The sequence below is a fragment of the Pantoea sp. GW821-FHT03E06 genome, from assembly GCF_059420725.1.
Window position 1 is genome coordinate 2940771 of the sequence record NZ_JBWKUG010000001.1, and the last position, 16519, is coordinate 2957289.

15 protein-coding genes, 4 tRNA genes and 1 other RNA gene are annotated in these 16519 nt (G+C 52.2%); 12 read left to right on the forward strand and 8 right to left on the reverse strand.

What is annotated here, in order from left to right; all coding sequences use genetic code 11:
* Window positions 1-20: 20 nt before the first annotated feature.
* The gene (gene gltX, locus AC07WB_RS13730) at window positions 21-1442 is read right to left on the reverse strand and encodes a glutamate--tRNA ligase (protein WP_494940676.1); all 1422 of its coding nucleotides are present in this window, start codon (window positions 1440-1442) and stop codon (window positions 21-23) included.
* Between the two features lie 272 nt (window positions 1443-1714).
* On the opposite strand from gltX, the gene AC07WB_RS13735 reads away from it, so the two are divergent.
* The 6 genes from AC07WB_RS13735 (at window position 1715) to AC07WB_RS13760 (ending at window position 2798) form a co-directional block, all read left to right on the forward strand.
* Window positions 1715-1790, forward strand: a tRNA-Val gene (locus AC07WB_RS13735).
* A gap of 52 nt (window positions 1791-1842) precedes the next feature.
* A tRNA-Val gene (locus tag AC07WB_RS13740) sits at window positions 1843-1918 on the forward strand.
* 41 nt (window positions 1919-1959) lie between these two features.
* A tRNA-Val gene (locus AC07WB_RS13745) sits at window positions 1960-2035 on the forward strand.
* Window positions 2036-2039: 4 nt separating this feature from the next.
* Window positions 2040-2115, forward strand: a tRNA-Lys gene (locus AC07WB_RS13750).
* Window positions 2116-2157: 42 nt separating this feature from the next.
* Window positions 2158-2294: non-coding RNA, RtT sRNA (locus AC07WB_RS13755), on the forward strand.
* Between the two features lie 171 nt (window positions 2295-2465).
* Window positions 2466-2798: a FlxA-like family protein gene (locus AC07WB_RS13760; protein ID WP_494940677.1), complete on the forward strand. Its 333-nt coding sequence runs from the start codon at window positions 2466-2468 to the stop codon at window positions 2796-2798.
* Here the strand turns inward: AC07WB_RS13760 and AC07WB_RS13765 are convergent.
* Complete coding sequence (locus AC07WB_RS13765; RefSeq protein WP_345828828.1) at window positions 2795-3715, reverse strand: LysR family transcriptional regulator; 921 nt, start codon at window positions 3713-3715, stop codon at window positions 2795-2797. The two genes, AC07WB_RS13760 and AC07WB_RS13765, sit on opposite strands and share 4 nt — an antisense overlap.
* A gap of 102 nt (window positions 3716-3817) precedes the next feature.
* Between AC07WB_RS13765 and AC07WB_RS13770 the strand changes: the two genes are divergently transcribed.
* Complete coding sequence (locus AC07WB_RS13770) at window positions 3818-4819, forward strand: bile acid:sodium symporter family protein (protein ID WP_097096516.1); 1002 nt, start codon at window positions 3818-3820, stop codon at window positions 4817-4819.
* Window positions 4820-4847: 28 nt separating this feature from the next.
* Here the strand turns inward: AC07WB_RS13770 and AC07WB_RS13775 are convergent, their stop codons facing one another.
* From AC07WB_RS13775 to zipA, 3 genes are all read right to left on the reverse strand, one after another.
* On the reverse strand, window positions 4848-5069 hold the full coding sequence (locus tag AC07WB_RS13775; protein ID WP_097096515.1) for a DUF3820 family protein: 222 nt from the start codon (window positions 5067-5069) through the stop codon (window positions 4848-4850).
* 1 nt (window position 5070) lies between these two features.
* Window positions 5071-7089, reverse strand: a complete 2019-nt coding sequence (gene ligA, locus AC07WB_RS13780; RefSeq protein WP_494940678.1) for an NAD-dependent DNA ligase LigA — start codon at window positions 7087-7089, stop codon at window positions 5071-5073.
* Window positions 7090-7157: 68 nt separating this feature from the next.
* Window positions 7158-8129: a cell division protein ZipA gene (gene zipA, locus AC07WB_RS13785; RefSeq protein ID WP_345828822.1), complete on the reverse strand. Its 972-nt coding sequence runs from the start codon at window positions 8127-8129 to the stop codon at window positions 7158-7160.
* Between the two features lie 217 nt (window positions 8130-8346).
* Here zipA and cysZ point away from each other — a divergent pair, with 217 nt between their 5' ends.
* From cysZ to crr, 5 genes are all read left to right on the forward strand, one after another.
* Window positions 8347-9105, forward strand: coding sequence for a sulfate transporter CysZ (gene cysZ, locus AC07WB_RS13790; RefSeq protein WP_097096512.1), 759 nt, complete (start codon window positions 8347-8349; stop codon window positions 9103-9105).
* A 140-nt stretch (window positions 9106-9245) separates the two neighbouring features.
* Entirely contained in the window at window positions 9246-10217 is a 972-nt protein-coding gene (cysK, locus tag AC07WB_RS13795) for a cysteine synthase A (RefSeq protein WP_345828818.1), read from the forward strand.
* 388 nt (window positions 10218-10605) lie between these two features.
* Window positions 10606-10863 (forward strand): phosphocarrier protein Hpr, encoded by a 258-nt coding sequence (gene ptsH / locus AC07WB_RS13800; RefSeq protein WP_007889063.1) that lies wholly within the window; start codon window positions 10606-10608, stop codon window positions 10861-10863.
* Window positions 10864-11020: 157 nt separating this feature from the next.
* Window positions 11021-12748, forward strand: a complete 1728-nt coding sequence (ptsI, locus tag AC07WB_RS13805; RefSeq protein ID WP_097096510.1) for a phosphoenolpyruvate-protein phosphotransferase PtsI — start codon at window positions 11021-11023, stop codon at window positions 12746-12748.
* A 41-nt stretch (window positions 12749-12789) separates the two neighbouring features.
* The gene (gene crr / locus AC07WB_RS13810) at window positions 12790-13293 is read left to right on the forward strand and encodes a PTS glucose transporter subunit IIA (RefSeq protein ID WP_097096509.1); all 504 of its coding nucleotides are present in this window, start codon (window positions 12790-12792) and stop codon (window positions 13291-13293) included.
* 100 nt (window positions 13294-13393) lie between these two features.
* On the opposite strand, the gene AC07WB_RS13815 is transcribed toward crr, so the two are convergent.
* From AC07WB_RS13815 to cysM, 3 genes are all read right to left on the reverse strand, one after another.
* The gene (locus tag AC07WB_RS13815) at window positions 13394-14755 is read right to left on the reverse strand and encodes an ATP-binding protein (protein WP_097096508.1); all 1362 of its coding nucleotides are present in this window, start codon (window positions 14753-14755) and stop codon (window positions 13394-13396) included.
* Entirely contained in the window at window positions 14752-15432 is a 681-nt protein-coding gene (locus AC07WB_RS13820) for a response regulator transcription factor (protein WP_097096507.1), read from the reverse strand. Before AC07WB_RS13820 ends, AC07WB_RS13815 begins: the two co-directional genes overlap by 4 nt.
* A gap of 165 nt (window positions 15433-15597) precedes the next feature.
* Entirely contained in the window at window positions 15598-16479 is an 882-nt protein-coding gene (cysM, locus tag AC07WB_RS13825) for a cysteine synthase CysM (RefSeq protein ID WP_345828799.1), read from the reverse strand.
* Window positions 16480-16519: the final 40 nt, after the last annotated feature.

The following is a 16519-nucleotide window of genomic DNA, read 5'->3' on the forward strand; positions in this document are numbered from 1 at the left end:
TCCGGCTTTTTCATATCAGGTTATGCGTTTGCTTCACGCTCAGCGATGAACGCCAGCGCTTTCTCAATTCGCGCTACGCTACGGCTACGACCAATCGCCTCTACCGTGACATCCAACGCGGGAGACTGACCCGCACCGGTAACGGCTACGCGCAGCGGCATACCGACTTTGCCCATGCCCAGCTCAAGCTCATCTGCCGCCGCCTGAATCGCATGGTGCACATTCTCGGCATTCCAGCTGCTGTCGCTAATGGCCGCCAATTTATCGCGCACCACTTCCAGCGGCTGACGCGCAACGGGACGCAGATGCTTCTTCGCGGCATCCGCATCAAAGGCTTCAAACTCTTCATAAAAGTAACGGCAAGAGGCAGCGATCTCAACCAGCGTTTTGCAGCGTTCGCCGAGCAGCGTCACCAGCTTCGCCAGTTCCGGCCCCGTGCGGGTATCAATCTTCTGCTGCTCAATGTGCCACTGCAGCTGTGTAGCAACATATTCCGGCGGCAGCGTATTAATGTAGTGATGGTTCAGCCACTGCAGCTTTTCCGTGTTGAAAGCACTGGCGGATTTGCTCACTGCATCAAGGGTGAACAGCTCAGCCATTTCCGCCACGCTAAATATTTCCTGATCGCCGTGTGACCAGCCGAGGCGCACCAGATAGTTGAGCAGTGCTTCTGGCAGGTAGCCGTCATCGCGATACTGCATCACGCCAACTGCACCATGACGCTTAGACAATTTCTTGCTGTCATCACCGAGGATCATTGATACGTGCGCGTAGGTTGGCACTTCTGCACCAATCGCTTTCAGGATGTTGATCTGGCGTGGCGTGTTGTTGATATGGTCTTCGCCACGGATCACGTGGGTGATGCCCATATCCCAGTCATCCACGACAACACAGAAGTTGTAGGTTGGTGAACCGTCGGTGCGACGAATGATCAGGTCATCCAGTTCCTGGTTGCTGAATTCGATCGGACCACGAATCTGGTCATCAAAGATAACCGAGCCTTCCTGAGGATTGCGGAAGCGCACTACGCACGGCTCATCTGCGTCGTGATGTTCATGGCTATCGCGGCAACGTCCGTCGTAGCGCGGCTTTTCACCTTTTTCCATCTGCTCTTCACGCAGCGCGTCTAAACGCTCTTTGCTGCAATAGCATTTATAGGCAGTGCCCGCTTCCAGCATGTCGTCGATCACCGCGTTATAGCGATCAAAACGTTTGGTCTGATAATACGGACCTTCATCCCAGTTGAGGCTCAGCCAGTTCATACCGTCCATAATGGCTTCGATGGCTTCCGGTGTGGATCGCTCCAGATCGGTATCTTCGATACGCAAAACAAATTCGCCCTTGTTATGGCGAGCATAGAGCCAGGAGTAAAGAGCAGTACGTGCACCGCCCACATGCAGATAGCCGGTAGGGCTGGGTGCGAAGCGAGTTTTGATTTTCATTCAGCATTGCCTTAAATGCGCAGGTTTCATTGTCTGGATGACAAAAAAACGGGTTAACGCGAAAAACAGTGCGCATATTCTAGCAGGTGAGGATGATTCCTCAATGATTGTCGCGGCGGCATCCCGGTTTGCTGAACGCTTTTCTGCTAATAAAACCAGCACATTGGCTAAAAGCCCTTCACGATGATTATTTTTAAAGCGAACGCACATTTAAGTTTTAAAAAGCGTTGACTCACTTTAAAGGATCCCTATAATGCGACTCCACACAGCGGGGGTGATTAGCTCAGTTGGTAGAGCATCTCCCTTACAAGGAGGGGGTCGGCGGTTCGAGCCCGTCATCACCCACCACTCTTAAATGAAGATTTTTGAGTTGGCCCGCAGTGAACAAGAGATAAGATATGGGTGATTAGCTCAGTTGGTAGAGCATCTCCCTTACAAGGAGGGGGTCGGCGGTTCGAGCCCGTCATCACCCACCATATCTCAGTTGAAAAACGCTCTTGTTAAGCAGTACCGAAGTGGGTGATTAGCTCAGTTGGTAGAGCATCTCCCTTACAAGGAGGGGGTCGGCGGTTCGAGCCCGTCATCACCCACCACTTCGGGTCGTTAGCTCAGTTGGTAGAGCAGTTGACTTTTAATCAATTGGTCGCAGGTTCGAATCCTGCACGACCCACCAATTTAGAGAAAAGCGCCTTTTGGCGCTTTTTTCGTTTCTGCGCTCAGAAGGTTAGCGTGCAGGGTGAGAACCTGCTGCAGGTTCGACTGAATCGCCGGGAGCGATTCAGGCTGATGCGTAAGCATCACCCGAAGGGCGAGGCCCAGGATGGGCCGAGGCATATCCTGCACGACCCACCAATTCAGAGAAAAGCGCCTATTGGCGCTTTTTTCGTTTCTGCGCTCAGAAGGTTAGCTTCCTCTTAAGCGTTCAATCCCTACAAAACCTTTTCGCAAGCTTAACACTCCCTACCCTCAAGTCGCCTCCGCCTTTGACCGATAACGATAATGGTCTATTGCAAGGAGAAAACGATGTCTTCTATATCAAGCGTTAGTAGTATCAGCACGGCGAGCAGCGGCGGCGGTTCGACTTCGGAAATCGCCAGTCTAAACAAACAGATTCAAAGTATTACCAAACAGCTGAAAGATCTTTCCAGCGACGATACGCTCACCGATGAGCAAAAATCTGAACAGGAACAGATGCTGCAATCACAGATTCAAATGATTGAAGCGCAAATCGCGCAAATTGAGCAGCAGCAAGCAGAAAAGGCACAGCAGCAGCAGGAAGCACAACAGCCTGCTGCGATGAAAGCGGATGGCATTAATCGCCCAACCGATACCAATCAGATTAACGTTTACGTTTAAAACGCTGGTTTAACTATGCGTTGTTGCGTCAGCAGAGCGGCCTGCTGACGCACCTCTTGCCAGATCGCTTCCGCTGCAGGCGTCAGAGAGCGGTTTTTTCGCTTAATCAGCATCAGGCTGCGATTTATTTCCGGGTAGAGTCTTCGCACCCTGAGTTTGCATCCGGAAGGTAACGGCAGCGCCAGCGCTGGCAGAATACTGATGCCAATTCCCGCTTCTACCATCGGATAGAGAGTGGCGGGATGGCCTATCTCTTGCACCACATTCACACTTAACGCCAGCTGTTGTAGCGCCGCATCAACCAGCACGCGGCTACCAGAAGCATAATCCTGCAGCACCATGCTGCGTCCCGCCAACATCGACCACTCTGCTTGCTCAATCTGCGCCAGCTCATCGTTCTCATGACAGAGCAGTAAAAAAGGTTCCTGAAGAATCTCTTCGCTATCGAAATCGGTATCATTAAGCGGGCCGATGACGATACCAAAATCGACCTCCGCATTGCGCACGCTTTGCAGCACCCATTGCTGCACTCGATCGTGCAGTATGACGCGAATATCGGGATAGCGCTGCTGGCTGCTGGCCAAACATTGTGGCATCAGGTGCGCCGAAGGCGTCTGGCTGGCGGCAACGCGCACCGTACCACTGCGCTGTTCGCCGTAACTCCGCACATCCAGCACCGTGGTATTTAACTCTTCCAGCAAGCGTTTTAGTCGAGAAGCCAGCTGCTGCCCCGCTTCGGTCAAGATCACTTCACGCGTAGTACGATCCAGCAATCGCACGCCCATCTCAGCTTCCAGCTCTTTGATACTGTGGCTAACGGCCGACTGACTGAGGCCAATGGCTTGCCCCGCCAGGCTGAAGCTACCGTGATGCGCCACCGCAACGAAGGTGCGCAACTGACGCAGGGTATAATTCATCGATTCCACTCATAGATTGATGCAATAAATCAATTTTATTTCTAAACGCGGCTAGCGCACAATCAGCACCATCATTTTTTTAAATTTAACCGGATTTTAACAATGGGATTTTTACGCCTCGATCCGATGATGGTAAAACTCATCATCACCGTACTTCTCGCCAGCTTCTTCCCGGCCAAAGGCGGGTTTGTCGAATTCTTTGAATACCTAACGACCGCCGCCATCGCCCTGCTGTTCTTTATGCATGGTGCCAAATTGTCGCGCGAGAAGATCATTGCCGGCAGTAGCCACTGGCGTTTGCATTTGTGGATCATGTGCAGCACTTTTGTCATTTTCCCGATTCTGGGTCTGCTGATTGTCTGGTGGCATCCGGTTAATGTCAGCCCTGAGATTTACACCGGCTTCATCTATCTGTGCATTCTGCCCGCGACCGTGCAGTCATCTATCGCCTTCACCTCCATGGCCGGCGGTAACGTTGCCGCCGCGGTGTGCGCGGCTTCCGCATCCAGCCTACTCGGCGTGTTTGTTTCGCCGCTGCTGGTGAATCTGGTGATGAATGTTCACAGCGACGCGCCCAGCAATGGCCTGGAACAGATTGGTAAAATCATGCTGCAGCTGCTGGTGCCATTTGTGGTTGGCCATCTGTCGCGCCGCTGGATTGGCGCCTGGGTTGAGAAACATCGCAGCCTGATAGGTAAAACCGATCAAACTTCCATTCTGCTGGTCGTCTATTCCGCCTTTAGTGAAGCGGTAGTGAATGGCATTTGGCATCGCGTTGGCGTTGATACCTTGCTGTGGATTCTGGTGGGAAGTGTGCTGGTGCTGTTTATTGCGCTAGCCATTAACCTCGGCGCATCGCGTTTGTTCGGCTTCAGCCGTGCAGATGAAATTGTGGTGCTGTTTTGTGGTTCGAAAAAGAGCCTCGCCAACGGTGTCCCGATGGCCAACATTCTATTCCCGGCTAGCTCGGTGGGGATCATCGTGCTGCCACTGATGATCTTCCATCAGGTCCAGCTCATGGTATGTTCTTTCATTGCCCAGCGTTATAAAGCCGGTAATGAAAAGAGGCTGGCGCAGCAGCAGGTAGACGTTCAGAAATCTTAAATAAAACGGCCCGCAAATGCGGGCCGTTTTACTCTTCGCTGCGTTTGAGCGGTTTGACCAGACCTTCAAGTCCTTCGCTCTTAATGACTAACGTCAGCTGCATCAGATCGCCTAACTTACCAGCCGGGAATTCGTCTTTACGCGCGAACCACAGTAAATACTCTTCCGGCACGTCAATCAGCACCCTGCCCTTATACTTGCCGAACGGCATCACAGTATTCGCGATTTCTACCAGCTGCTGTTTATCCACGTCAGGCTCCAAGCAGGCGAATCATTTCCGCTTCATCAATGACCGGAATGCCAAGCTCTTGCGCCTTCGCCAGTTTAGAACCCGCCGCTTCACCAGCAATCAGTAAATCGGTTTTCTTCGATACGCTGCCGCTGACTTTCGCGCCCAGTGCAATCAGCCGCTCTTTGGCATCATCGCGGTTCATTACTGACAGAGACCCGGTGAGTACCACGGTCTTGCCGGCAAACGGGCTATCAATCTCTTCGATGTTAACCACTTCAACCTGCGGCCAATGCACGCCGATCTCTTCGGTAAGCTCGCGGATTACTGCACGATTACTCTCTTCATCCATAAAGTTACGCACGTGGGTAGCGACGACTTTGCCCACATCCTGCACTTCAATCAGCGCATCGAGATCGGCATTCATCACTTTTTCCAGTTCACCAAAGTGATTTGCAAGATTGGCGGCGGTGGCTTCACCCACTTCACGAATACCAAGCGCATACAGGAAACGCGCTAAAGTAGTGGATTTGGCTTTCTCCAGCGCATCGACCACATTCTGTGCCGATTTCGGCCCCATGCGATCGAGGCCAGTTAGTTTACCGGCAGTAAGACGGAACAGATCGGCTGGCGTTGAGACATAATCTTTTTCCACCAGCTGATCGATGATTTTATCACCCATGCCGTCCACATCCATCGCGCGACGTGAGACGAAGTGTTTAAGCGCTTCTTTACGCTGTGCACCGCAAATCAGGCCACCGGTGCAACGCGTGACCACTTCGCCTTCCACCCGCTCAACGTCTGAACCACAGACCGGACAATGACTTGGGAAAACAATTTCTCGCGTTTCATCAGGGCGTTCAGATTCCACTACGTTAACCACCTGCGGAATCACATCGCCAGCGCGGCGAATGACCACTTTGTCGCCAATGCGTAACCCCAGCCGGGCTATTTCATCGGCATTGTGCAGCGTCGCGTTACTGACCACGACACCAGCAACCTGCACCGGCTCAAGACGCGCGACGGGTGTGATTGCCCCCGTTCGGCCCACCTGGAATTCAACATCACGTACGAAGGTCATCTGTTCCTGCGCCGGGAATTTGAACGCCACTGCCCAGCGCGGGGCTCGCGCCACAAATCCCAGTTGCTCCTGCAGTGCCTGAGAATCAACCTTGATGACGACACCATCTATATCGAAACCAAGCGAAGGACGCTCCTGCTCAATCTGGCGATAAAACGCCAGCACCTCATCGGCGCTATGTGCGAGGCGGATACGATCGGTAACCGGTAATCCCCACGCTTTAAATTGCTGCAGGCGCTGCCAATGGCTGGCTGGCATCTCTCCGCCCTCCAGTAAGCCGAAACCATAGCAGAAGAAAGTCAGCGGACGTTTGGCAGTAATGCGTGGGTCAAGCTGGCGCAGCGAACCTGCTGCAGCATTACGTGGATTAGCGAAAACTTTACCGCCGGTGCGACGCGCTTCTTCGTTGAGTTTTTCAAAGCCGCTTTCGGTGATAAACACTTCACCACGCACTTCCACGCGTGCAGGGATGTTATCGCCATGCAGCCGCAGCGGAATGGCATGGATAGTGCGCACGTTGGCGGTAATGTTCTCGCCGGTTGTGCCATCACCACGCGTTGCCGCGCGTACCAGCAGTCCATCCTCATACAATAAACTCACCGCCAGACCATCAAGCTTGAGTTCACAGCAATAGGTGAGATCGTCGCTGCTTTTAAGGCGATCCTGCACACGTTTGTTGAAAGCCAGGAAGCCTGCTTCATCAAACGTGTTATCCAGAGACAACATCGGTACTTCGTGCCGCACCTGCTCAAAAGCCGCTAGCGGCGCGGCGCCCACGCGCTGCGTCGGTGAATCAGGCGTAATCAATTCAGGATGCGCACTTTCCAGCTCACGCAGCTGTACCATTAATCGGTCATATTCTGCGTCTGGAATTTCCGGTGTATCCATCACGTGATAGAGATATTCGTGATGATGTAGCGTGGTGCGCAGCGCAGTAATTTGCTCCTGAACCGATTTCATAGTCTCTTATCCGATAAAAAACCCCCGACATGCGGGGGTTGTATTTAGTTTGAGTCAATTAGCGGCGATTAACCGATAACTTCGCGAATACGCGTTTTGTAGGTTTCCAGCTTCTGCGGCGTCATCATGCGACGCTCATCATCCAGCACCACGCCACCAACATCATCCGCAATACGCTGTGCCGATTGCAGCATCAGCTTAAAGTTCTGATTCGCATCTCCGTATGACGGTACCATCATAAAGATAGAGATGCCCGGCGTGGAGAAATTCCCCATCTCATCCGGATCAAAGGATCCAGGCTTGACCATATTCGCCAGGCTAAACAGCACCGGGCCGCTTCCTGCTGGGCTCAGATGACGATGGAAAATATTCATTTCACCAAACTGGAAGCCAGCCTGCAGAATACCTTGCAGCAGAGCTTCACCGTTCAGTTCGCCTCCGGTATGTGCAGCGACGTGCAGCACCAAGACCGCTTCTTTTTTACTTCCCGGTGCAGCAGCCTGCTTAGGCGCCTCTTGCGGCTGCGCTACCGGAGTTTCATGTGCAAGCTCTGGCTCATCTTCCGCAGCCAGAAATTCCGGCGCAGGCTGCGTGGCTGCTAGCGGTTCATTATCCAGCAGCGGATCGGATTGAATGGGTTGCGGTACTGGAGCGGGCTTCGACACCGGGGCTTGCGGTGCGGCAGGCTTACGAGCTTCCGGCTCATTATCCAGCAGTGGATCGCCTAATAATGGATCGGATTGATGTGCAGCCGGCTGACGCACAGGTTCAGGCGCACGCGGCGCGCTCACCGGACGCGGCGTAAACTCGGGCTCTTCATCAGCATCACGATGACGGCGTACGCGGACTTCGCCGACGCCATCATCATCTTCGCTCAGCAGATCTTCATCGGCTTCTTCGCGCTGTTTCAGACGTTTGTGCGGGCGATCACGAAACACGGAGGAGCGCTCTTTACGGCTGGTCCACAGTCCATGAAGGAGTAGCGCTATTATGGCGATCGCGCCAACAACGATTAATATCAGACGCAAATCCTGCATCATTGTATTCTCTGTTGTTCCAATACCTTGCCACCACGGCAAACTTTATCCTCTAACTGTATTTGCCCAGCTAAACAAGTGCAAGTCTGTGCAGTATTTTCTGACAAATTAGATAGCTGCCCCACGCTTTTTTGCTGTTTTTTCGCACAAAGCACGCCTGTAACCGATAAAAAGCCAGGTTATGATGTCCACGCCGCCATATTTAGGAGAAAGGCTTGCTATGCCCGCTGTGAATTCGGTCTCAACATTTAATGGTGTTCATTACTTTGCCGAAGGATGGAAACTGGTGCGTCTGCCAGGCATTCGTCGCTATGTCATTATCCCACTTATCATCAACATTCTGCTGCTTGGCGGCGCCTTTATCTGGTTGTTTCAGCGCCTGGGTCAGTGGATCCCTGCGTTAATGTCACATATCCCCGACTGGTTACAGTGGCTCAGCTATCTGCTGTGGCCGCTTTCGGTGATTTCGATCGTGTTGGTGTTCAGCTATTTCTTCTCTACGATAGCCAATTTGATTGCCGCGCCATTTTGCGGTCTGCTCGCTGAACAGCTTGAAGGTCGTTTGACCGGAAAACCGCTGCCGGATAGCGGCTGGATGGGCATGATTAAGGATGTTCCGCGCATCATGAAGCGGGAGTTGCAGAAGCTCGGTTACTATTTGCCGCGCGCATTTGGCTTGCTGCTGCTCCACTTTATCCCCGGTTTTGGACAAACTGTGGCGCCAGTTCTATGGTTTTTATTCAGTGCCTGGATGTTATCAGTGCAGTATTGCGACTATCCGTTTGATAACCACAAAGTGAGTTTTCAGCAGATGCGCCACGCATTGCGACAGCACAAGACGGCAAATATGCAATTTGGCGCGCTCGTCAGCCTGTTTACTATGATTCCGATTATCAATCTGGCGATCCTGCCTGTTGCCGTATGCGGTGCAACGGCGATGTGGGTTGATCGATATCGACAGCAACACGCGCGCCACTAAAGCGTTAAATTGCCTTATGCTTTTTTGCTTAAGGCTTATGGTTGTGCGCTATATAGATATACGATTTCTTTCCTTCCGCACATCGGAAGAAAAGGTATGCTCTGAGGGTTCCCAATATTTCATACAGTTAAGGACGAGCTATGAGTAAGATCTATGAAGACAACTCTCTGACAATTGGTCATACGCCGCTGGTTCGACTGAACCGCATCGGTAACGGCCGCATTCTGGCTAAGGTCGAGTCACGTAACCCGAGCTTCAGCATCAAATGCCGTATCGGTGCCAATATGATTTGGGACGCGGAAAAACGCGGTATTTTGAAGCCGGGCGTTGAGCTGGTTGAACCGACCAGCGGCAACACCGGTATTGCCCTGGCTTACGTGGCGGCTGCGCGCGGTTACAAGCTGACGCTGACGATGCCGGAGACTATGTCAATTGAGCGTCGCAAGCTGCTGAAAGCACTAGGCGCGAATCTGGTGCTCACTGAAGGCCCAAAAGGCATGAAAGGTGCCATTGCGAAAGCCGAAGAGATTGTAGCCAGCGATCCCGATAAATATGTGCTGTTACAGCAATTCAGCAATCCAGCGAATCCAGAAATCCACGAGAAAACTACCGGACCAGAAATCTGGGAAGATACCGATGGTGAGGTGGACGTATTTATCGCCGGCGTCGGCACTGGTGGCACACTGACTGGCGTAAGCCGCTACATCAAAAATACCAAAGGCAAGAAAGACCTGATTACCGTTGCGGTTGAACCAACCGATTCTCCGGTCATTGCTCAGGCGTTGGCTGGCGAAGAGATAAAACCTGGCCCGCATAAAATTCAGGGTATTGGTGCTGGCTTCATTCCTGGCAACCTTGATCTGAAACTGATCGATCGCGTGGTGGCGATCACCAATGAAGAAGCCATCAGCACGGCACGCCAGTTAATGGAAGAAGAAGGGATTTTGGCGGGAATATCGTCAGGCGCTGCTGTGGCAGCCGCCCTTAAGCTGCAGGAAGACGAAGCCTTCGCCAATAAGAATATTGTGGTGATCCTGCCCTCCTCGGGCGAACGTTATTTAAGTACCGCACTGTTTGCCGATCTCTTCACCGAGAAAGAACTGCAGCAATGATGTACAAAGTCTGAAACTGATGAAAAAAGCACCCGCATGGGTGCTTTTTTGTGGCGCAGATCTCACTTTTATCACCAGACAGATTGCTTTCAGTGATAGGGCTCTGGTATTTAAGCTTCCAATTATTTCGGTGCCTGAAATTAATCTGCCTTTGAAGTGGATCAAGCTGAATCGATTTACTGATTTGGCTAAACGGCGAATCACGGCATAATGAGAAGAGTGACGAATCAGTGCGGTTTTTGATCTTTCCAGGTTAATGACCTACTTATTCAAGCGCATTTTTTGGTCAGCTTTATGCCATACCAGCGCACCTATACAGGCTAAAGTTACGGCTCCAGGCTAGACTTTAGATCCATAACACCAAACCTGATAAAGTTGGGGAAATAGAATGTTCCAGCAAGAAGTTACCATTACCGCACCTAACGGCCTTCATACCCGTCCTGCAGCTCAGTTCGTTAAAGAAGCCAAGGCTTTCCAGTCAGAAATCACTGTGACTTCCAACGGCAAATCGGCCAGCGCGAAAAGCCTGTTCAAACTGCAGACTTTGGGTCTGACTCAGGGTACGGTTGTTACGCTGTCTGCCGAAGGTGAAGACGAGCAGCAAGCGGTTGAGCACCTGGTTAAGCTGATGGCTGAGCTGGAGTAACCGGCTCAGTTCGCGACAAAACCGACCCCTTTGCCCCATTGAGTGCAAATATCTTGATCGCGGACAACCTGTCCGCGTTCTTGCTTCCTTAGAGTACTGCTCCGCGACAGTGGCGACGCATTGGGTCAATGAGCCATCGTGATTAAAAGGTAGGGTTATGATTTCAGGCATTTTAGCATCACCGGGTATCGCTTTCGGCAACGCACTCCTGCTGAAAGAAGATGAGATCGTCATCAGTCGTAAAAAAATTACCGACGATCAGGTTGAGCAGGAAGTTCAGCGCTTCCTCGATGGACGCAGCAAAGCTGCTACACAGCTCGAAGCCATTCGCATTAAAGCCGGTGAAACCTTCGGTGAAGAGAAAGCTGCGATCTTTGAAGGTCACATCATGCTGCTCGAAGACGAAGAGCTTGAGCAGGAAATCATCGACCTCATCAAGAAAGATCACGCTACTGCTGACGCTGCCGCACATTCTGTGGTTGAAGGCCAGGCCGTTGCGCTGGAAGAGCTGGATGACGAATACCTGAAAGAGCGCGCCGCTGACGTGCGTGATATCGGTAAGCGTCTGCTGCAGAACATTCTTGGACTGCACATCGTCGATCTGAGCGCGATTGCTGAAGAATCTATTCTGGTGGCCAAAGATTTAACGCCGTCAGAAACCGCACAGCTGAACCTGAAAAAGGTGCTGGGCTTTATTACCGATCTGGGTGGACGTACCTCTCACACCTCGATCATGGCGCGTTCGCTTGAGCTACCAGCGATTGTTGGTACCGGCAACGTGACTGCCACTGTTAAAAACGGCGATTTCCTGATTCTGGATGGCGTAAACAACAAGGTTTACGTCAATCCTACTGAAGAAGTACAGGAAGAACTGAAAGCCATCCAGACACAGTATCTGTCTGAGAAACATGAGCTAGCAAAACTGAAAGATCTGCCAGCGATTACGCTGGACGGCCATCAGGTTGAGGTCTGTGCCAACATCGGTACAGTACGTGACGTAGCAGGTGCAGAGCGTAACGGCGCGGAAGGCGTAGGCTTATACCGCACTGAATTCCTGTTTATGGACCGTGATTCATTGCCAACTGAAGAAGAGCAGTTCCAGGCTTACAAAGCGGTAGCTGAAGCAGTCGGTTCACAAGCGGTTATCGTGCGTACCATGGACATCGGTGGCGACAAAGATCTGCCTTACATGAACCTGCCGAAAGAGGACAACCCGTTCCTCGGCTGGCGCGCCATCCGTATCGCGATGGACCGTAAAGAGATCCTGCATGCGCAGCTGCGCGCTATTCTGCGTGCCTCCTCTTTCGGCAAACTGCGCATCATGTTCCCAATGATTATTTCAGTAGAAGAAGTTCGCATCCTGAAAGGCGAGCTGGAGCTGCTGAAAACGCAATTGCGTGAAGAAGGCAAATCCTTTGATGAGACCATTGAAGTGGGCATCATGGTAGAAACGCCAGCTTCCGCAGTGATTGCTCGCCATCTGGCGAAAGAAGTCGACTTCTTTAGTATTGGGACAAATGACCTGACGCAGTATACTCTGGCGGTCGATCGTGGTAATGATTTGATTTCACACCTCTATAACCCAATGTCACCGTCTGTTCTCGGTCTCATTAAGCAAGTGATCGATGCATCACATGCCGAAGGGAAATGGACCGGCATGTGTGGTGAGCTGGCTGGTGATGAACGTGCTACACTACTGTTACTGGGAATGGGGCTGGATGAATTCAGCATGAGCGCCATTTCAATCCCAAGCATCAAGAAGATTATTCGTAATACTAATTTCGAAGATGCGAAGGCATTGGCGGAGCAGGCTCTGGATCAACCGACAGCGGATGATTTAATGAATTTAGTTAACAAATTCATTAAAGAAAAAACGCTCTGCTGATCCACGGACGCTAGCCTCAAATTACTGCTTAGGAGAAGATCATGGGTTTGTTTTCTAAACTTTTTGGCGAAAAATCAGAGAGCGCGTCAGGCACTATTGATATCGTTGCGCCTCTGTCAGGCGAAATCGTAAATATCGAAGACGTACCTGATGTGGTATTCGCTGAGAAAATCGTGGGTGACGGTATCGCAATCAAACCAACCGGTAACAAAATGGTTGCTCCGGTTGATGGTACTATCGGCAAGATTTTCGAAACTAACCACGCATTTTCAATCGAGTCTGATAATGGTATCGAGCTGTTCGTTCACTTCGGTATCGACACGGTTGAGCTTAAAGGTGAAGGTTTCAAACGCATCGCTGAAGAAGGCCAGAAGGTCAAGAAAGGCGACGTGGTGATCGAGTTTGATCTGGCACTGCTGGAAGAGAAAGCGAAATCGACGCTGACGCCGGTTGTGATCTCGAATATGGACGAAATTAAAGAGCTCATCAAACTCTCCGGTCAGGTAACGGTAGGCGAGACGCCGGTTATCCGCATCAAGAAGTAAGCTTCGGCTGATTCGTGATAATAAAAAAACGGCACCCACTGGGTGCCGTTTTTGTTTTACAGCCGCAACAATGCAATGCGATCGCTAATACCAGACGAAATCACTGCTGCTTCCAGCGCGGCAGCCTTAACGTCAACTCCAATCCCCCTTCCGGGCGATTGACCGCCTTAACTTCACCGTGATGTGCCAGAATCACTTTCCGGACAATCGATAGCCCTAAACCGTAACCTTTGCCCATCAAGGGCGAATTCACGCGCACAAAGGGATCGAAGATGCTCGACAGCTTCTCATCATCCACTCCGGGCCCCTGATCGCGCACGCTGATCGCCAGCCACTGATTTTCCGCCTGTAGACTCACATTGATATGCTGCCCTTTATGCGAAAAACGCAGCGCATTGCGCAGCACATTCTCTACGCCACGCCGAATCAACTCGGCATTACCGTGCACGGTATAATCCGCATTTTCATCAACCTGGAAATCAACTTTCACACCGGGGATCTGAGCCTCATAGCGAACGTCGGTGACCACCGCGTGCAACAGGCCGGTGAGGTCGAAATATTGCTCGCCCGGCATGCTCTCATGTTCGGCTCGCGACAGCGTCAACAGCTCGCCAATCATCTTATCCAGACGGCGCGCTTCTTCATCAATGCGGTTGAGCGAGGATTCCACCGAGGCTGGCGTTTGACGCGCAAGGCCGGTCGCCAGTTGTAGACGCGCCAACGGTGAGCGCAGCTCGTGCGAAATATCGTGCAGCAGCTCTTCACGCGCTTTCACCAACGTATCAAGCCGCTCGACCATCGCATCGAAATCTTGTGCAACATTTGAAAGCTCGTCATGGCGCTTACGCATCACCGGATAGAGGCGCACCGACAGATCACCGCTGGACACGCGCGCAAAGCCCTCTCGCAGCTGACGCATAGGGCGTGTCAGGTTCCATGCCAGCAGCAGGCTGAACAGTAATCCCAGCGCACCGGCAAAGGTAAACATCGGCTCCGGGATATTGAGGATACGTCGCGGACGGCCACCGCCCATCGAACTGTCTTCGCGCAGCCCCTTCACGTCATAGCGCAGTTCGTATTGCTTGCCATCCTGCCCTTTCACCCAACGCACAATCACATCAGGGAAAGGTCCATGAAACGGGGCACTAAAGGTTTCAGGCGGCGCATTACCAGGCATCGCGACGGGTTTATCATGCTGAATAACGGAGAAAAATTGACGATCGTTAGGTTCCCAATCCGCCATCATATCGTCCAGCGAACTTAAGCCACCGCGTTCCAGTACCGAAACCGCCGATGCCATTTGCAGATTAACGATGCGTCGAATAGCGACGATCTCCGGTGGCTCGTGGCGATTACCCGATAACGTAAAGCCAAGCCACAGCAGCTGGCTGATAATGACAAACACAATCCAGAAGCCCAGCAAAATCTTCCAGAACATGCGGCCGCGATAGCTGTGTTTCATCGAATGCGGTAACCAATACTGCGCACGGTTTCAATATTGACGCTGTCAGCCGTTAACGCTGCCAGCTTTTGGCGAATGTTGCTGATATGCACATCCACGCTGCGATCGTACGCTTCACGTGGGCGACCAAGGCCTTTTTCCGATAGCTCATCTTTCGATACCACGCGATCCGGCGCACGCAGCAACAGATCCAGCAAATTAAACTCGGATGCGGTGAGATCAAATGCTTTGCCCTGCCATTCAGTAATCCGCGTAGCCGGATTGAGGCTCAAATCACCCCAGCGCAGCAGCTCTTTCTTATCGGGCACCGGAGCCTGATCTTCAAAGCGGCGCAGTACCGCGCGCAAACGAGCCACCAGTTCACGCGGATAGCACGGTTTTGGCATGTAATCGTCTGCGCCCATTTCGAGACCAATCACGCGATCGATGTTGTCTCCTTTGGCCGTCAACATAATCACCGGTAAGCGGCTGTTCTGACGCACCTGCCGCAGCACATCAATGCCGCTCATATCGGGCAGCATGATGTCGAGAATCATCGCGGTATAGTTGCCGGATAACGCACCTTCCACGCCAGCGTGACCGGTTAAAACCAGTTGTGTTTCAAAACCTTCCGCAATCAGGTATTGGCTCAACATGGTGCCGAGTTCTACATCATCATCAACAAGCAGAATTTTCATCTTTATCTCTCGTACAAAATTGCCGCTATTTTGTCCTGAGTTCATTACGAACGCAGCCGGTTTTACGCGATCCTTACAGACGATTATTACGGAGACTATAGACAAGAATGGCCTGTGCGCACCATTAGGGTAGGCACAGGCCAGATAAAATGCGGGAATAATGACTCAGTGGAAAACGCCAGTGGAGAGATAACGATCGCCGCGATCGCACACAATCGCGACCACCACGCTGCCAGGTTGAGCTGCAGCAATACGCAATGCGCCCGCTACCGCACCGCCAGAACTGACGCCACAAAAAATACCTTCACGCTGAGCCAGCGCTCGCATTGTCTCTTCGGCTTCACGCTGCGTCATATCAATCACCTGATCCACCAGTTCCGGACGAAAGATACCGGGCAGATAAGCTTCCGGCCAGCGACGAATACCGGGAATGCTACTGCCCTCTTGCGGCTGCAGGCCAATCACCTGCACCGTCGGCGCAAACTCTTTAAGGTAACGTCCCACGCCGGTAATCGTGCCGGTAGTGCCCATGCTGGAGACAAAATGCGTCATGCGCCCATGAGTTTGCTGCCAGATTTCCGGGCCGGTGGTGAGATAGTGTCCTAGCGGATTATCGGGATTGTTGAACTGATCCAGCACGCGACCCTCGCCGCGATCGGCCATCGCCTGTGCCCGATCCCGCGCCCCTTCCATGCCCTGCTCACGCGTCACCAGCAGCAATTCAGCACCGTAGGCGCGCATCGCATCCTGACGTTCCTGGCTCATGTTATCGGGCATCAGCAAACGCAGCTTGTAGCCTTTCATCGCCGCAATCATCGCCAGCGCAATGCCCGTGTTACCGCTGGTCGCTTCGATTAAGGTATCACCCGGTTTAATCTCACCGCGCAGCTCCGCCTGATGAATCATCGACCAGGCCGCACGGTCTTTCACCGAGCCGGCTGGATTGTTGCCTTCCAGCTTTAGCCAGATTTCGCTGCCGTTGTCAGGCGTCAGGCGCTGCAACTTAATCAACGGCGTATTGCCGATGGTATTTTCCAGTGTGGTCACGTTTGATTCCAGACGAAAGAGAGGCAAATAATTCGGGCGG